Below are 3,458 nucleotides of genomic sequence, written 5' to 3' on the forward strand. Positions count from 1 at the left end.
GTGGCGCGGGAGGGTGCGCAGAAGCTGAAGGAGATCTCGTACCGGCACGCGGAGGCGTACCAGACGTCCGAGCTGAAGCACGGCCCGCTGGCACTGATCTCGCCGGACGTGCCGAGCGTGGCGATCGTCCCGGACGACGAGTTGGTGGACCGCAACATCGGCGCCTTGCACGAGATCGGCGCCCGCTCGGGCCCGCTGTACGTCGTCACGCACCCGGGCGTCGAGATCCCGGACGGCGTCGCCGCCAAGATCGTGGTCCCGAAGAACGAGCCCGAACTGGACCCGATCCTGCTCACGATCCCACTGCAGATCATCGCGTACTACGCAGCCGTCGCCCTCGGCCACGACGTGGACAAGCCGCGCAACCTGGCGAAGTCGGTGACGGTCGAGTAGTTCCGGATCTCCAGGCCATCACAACTGCGCCGTCCCGGCCCCCGCCACGCTCAGCGTGGCGGGGGCCGCTGCGTTGTGATGGCCTGGAGATCCGCCCTCACACCTGATGGCTCGGAGGTTGGGTACGGCGTGTGGCCGCGGCGCCTTGGACGTGGTTCGGGGCGGTCGGGGCGGCGGGGGAGGTCGATCCCGGGCGGGGGAGGCCGGTTAGGGCGTGGGCGGCGGCTTGGGCGGCTTCGGCTCGGCGGTCGGCTTGGTTGAGGCGGGTGGTGCCCAGGGTGCGGTACGGGTGCAGGTTGAAGTCGTGGACCAGGCGTTGGCAGACCTCGACGCCGCGGACCGAGTTGCCGGCGGCGTCCAGGCGGGGTGAGAACGTCACGACGGCGAGTCGCTTCCACGGGACGACCAGCATCACGTTCCCGGACACACCGCTCTTGGCGGGCAGCCCGACCCGGTCGGAGAACTTGCCGGAGTCGTTGTACATCCCGCTGTGCCCCATCACCGACAGCACCCGCCCCGCCGTCTCCTGGGAGAACACCCGCTCCCCCGAGTACGGCGCAACCCCGCCGTTCGCGAGCGTGGCACCGGCCGCCGCGAGCCGCTGCGCGTCCACCTCCAGCGAGCACACCTGGAAGTAGAAGTCCGCCGTCTTCGCCGCCCCGTCCTCCCCGGACGCCTTCAGCATGTCCGCGGCCTTCATCAGGCTGGCCAGCCCGCGATTCCCGTCCCCGGTCGCCTTCTCCGCGAGGTACGTCTCCTGGTCGAACCCCGGCGCCGTACCCATCATCCGCGCCCAGGTCCCGCGCACCGTCCGGTACCGATCGCTGGTCTGCTTGCCGTGGTCGACCAACGCCAGCGTCGCCATCGCCCCGGCGTTGATCATCGGGTTGTGCGGCCGCCGCCCGTCGCCGAGCGAGAGCCGGTAGTCGTTGAACGTCCCGCCGCTCTGCTCCTGCCCGACCCACCGATGCACCTCGGTGGGCCCCAATTGCTCCAGCGCCATCGCATAACTGAACGGCTTCGACGTGGACTGCACACTGAACCCGGCCTCGGCGTCCCCGATCGAGAACGTCTGCCCGTCGGCGGTACAGATCGCGATCCCGAACCGCTCCGGATCCGCGTCCCGCAACGTCGGGATGTAGTCGGCGTTCGCACCGTCCCGGTTCGGCAGTACGTCGGCGTAGATCGCCTCGACGCCGCGCGCGAACTCCCGGAACTCCTCCGCCGGCACCGCCAGCTCGTCGTTCAGCGCCCGGTACACCAGGCCGTCGCCGTACTGCGCGATCGCCGAGAACTCCCGGAGGTCGAGCTGTACCGGCTGACTGTCCACCCCCAACGGATCCCGTACGCCGGCCAGCGCCGCGCGCACCCGTGGATCACCGGGCTGGATCCCGGCGCGTCCCAGTGCGCTCAGCAACTCCCAGGCCCAGATCCGCCCGTCATCGTCCTTGTCGAGCGCCCGGAACGAGCTGAACACCTGCGCTGGAGACACATCCATGAGCGCTTCCTTCCCTCGGCCGCAACAGCTTGTCCGCCGCGTGTTTCCGGTTCGGTCATCCGGCGTTACGGCCGCGTCAACCGGGCATCTTGTTGGACAAGTGGAGTACTTGTACGATCACCTGCCATGGATCGGATTCGGCAGGTGCGGTTGTCGTCCGTGGTGCTGCCGTTGCAGCGGCCGGTCAGTGACGCGAAGGTGCTGACCGGGCGGCAGCGTCCGATGACCGAGGTGGTGTTCCTGTTCGCCGAGATCGCGACCGAGCAGGACCGGCATGGGATCGGGTTCAGCTATTCCAAGCGGGCGGGCGGTCCGGCGCAGTACGCGCATGCCAAGGAGATCGCCGGCAACCTGATCGGCGAGGACCCGTCGGACATCGGCAAGGTGTACGACAAGCTGCTGTGGGCGGGCGCTTCCGTCGGGCGGTCCGGCGTCGCCACCCAGGCGATCGCGGCGATCGACATCGCGCTGTGGGACCTCAAGGCGAAGCGTGCCGACCTCTCACTGGCCAAACTGCTCGGCGCGCACCGCGATTCGGTCCGCGCGTACAACACCTCCGGCGGATTCCTGCACGCGCCGATCGAGGAGGTGAAGGAGAACGCCTCGAAGGCGCTCGCCGACGGGATCGGCGGGATCAAGATCAAGGTCGGCCAGCCCGACACCCGCCTGGATCTCGAACGCGTCCGCGCCGTCCGCGAGCACCTCGGCGACGACGTACCGCTGATGGTGGACGCCAATCAGCAGTGGGACCGGCCGACGGCGCTGCGGATCGGCCGCGTGCTGGAGCAGTTCGACCTGGTGTGGATCGAGGAGCCCCTGGACGCGTACGACGCCGACGGGCACGCCGAGCTGGCCGCGCGGCTGGACACGCCGATCGCGACCGGCGAGATGTTGTCCAGTGTCGGCGAGCACGTGCGGCTGATCGAGGCACGGGCCGCGGACATCATCCAGCCGGACGCGCCGCGGATCGGCGGCATCACGCCGTTCCTGAAGCTCGCGACGCTTGCCGACCACAACTGCCTGCAACTTGCACCGCACTTCGCGATGGAGATCCACCTGCACCTCGCTGCGGCATACCCGCGGGAGCCGTGGGTGGAGCACTTCGAGTGGCTGAATCCCTTGTTCAACGAGCGTTTGGAGACGGTCGACGGCCGGATGCTGGTCCCGGACCGCCCCGGCCTCGGCTTCACCACGAGTGAGCAGTGCGCACGTTGGACGGTCGACAGCTGCGAGTTCAGGTGACCAACCTCGCGTACGAGATCGTCGAGGACCTGAAGCAGCGGATCCTCACCGGCGAGATCGCGCCCGGCGAGAAGCTGCCGGGTGAGAACAGCCTGGTCGAGGAGTTCGGGGTCAGCCGTACCGTCGTCCGCGAGGCGGTGTCCCGGCTGCAGGCGGCCGGGCTGGTGGAGACGTTCCAGGGCCGCGGCTCGTTCGTCCTCGAGGTTCCGGAGCGTCCGCCGGGACTGCGCGCGGTCCGCTCGCACCGCGACGTACTGGAGCTGATGGACTTCCGGATCGGCGTCGAGACCGAGGCGGCCGGGCTCGCGGCGGTACGGCGTACCGC

Annotated in this window: 4 protein-coding genes; 3 read left to right on the forward strand and 1 reads right to left on the reverse strand. The window is 69.4% G+C overall.

Annotated features, from left to right (window positions below; genetic code table 11):
- The coding region (locus tag VFF46_RS23450) for an SIS domain-containing protein (protein ID WP_325039347.1) at positions 1-393 on the forward strand (393 nt) is incomplete at its 5' end.
- Between the two features lie 97 nt (positions 394-490).
- Here the strand turns inward: VFF46_RS23450 and glsA are convergent.
- The gene (gene glsA, locus VFF46_RS23455) at positions 491-1,891 is read right to left on the reverse strand and encodes a glutaminase A (protein WP_325039348.1); all 1,401 of its coding nucleotides are present in this window, start codon (positions 1,889-1,891) and stop codon (positions 491-493) included.
- 126 nt (positions 1,892-2,017) lie between these two features.
- Here glsA and VFF46_RS23460 point away from each other — a divergent pair, with 126 nt between their 5' ends.
- Both VFF46_RS23460 and VFF46_RS23465 read left to right on the forward strand, forming a co-directional pair.
- Entirely contained in the window at positions 2,018-3,133 is a 1,116-nt protein-coding gene (locus VFF46_RS23460) for an L-talarate/galactarate dehydratase (RefSeq protein WP_325039349.1), read from the forward strand.
- Positions 3,130-3,458, forward strand: a 329-nt coding sequence (locus VFF46_RS23465; protein WP_325039350.1) for a FadR/GntR family transcriptional regulator, incomplete at its 3' end; no start/stop codon positions are given. The genes VFF46_RS23460 and VFF46_RS23465, both read left to right, overlap by 4 nt.

Source organism: Kribbella sp. (assembly GCF_035655035.1).
GTDB lineage: Bacteria > Actinomycetota > Actinomycetes > Propionibacteriales > Kribbellaceae > Kribbella.

Coding starts and splice junctions, on each gene's coding strand:
- glsA (WP_325039348.1), bottom strand. CDS start 1,891: ATGGATGTGTCTCCAGCGCAGGTGTTCAGCTCGTTCCGGGCGCTCGAC.
- VFF46_RS23460 (WP_325039349.1), top strand. CDS start 2,018: ATGGATCGGATTCGGCAGGTGCGGTTGTCGTCCGTGGTGCTGCCGTTG.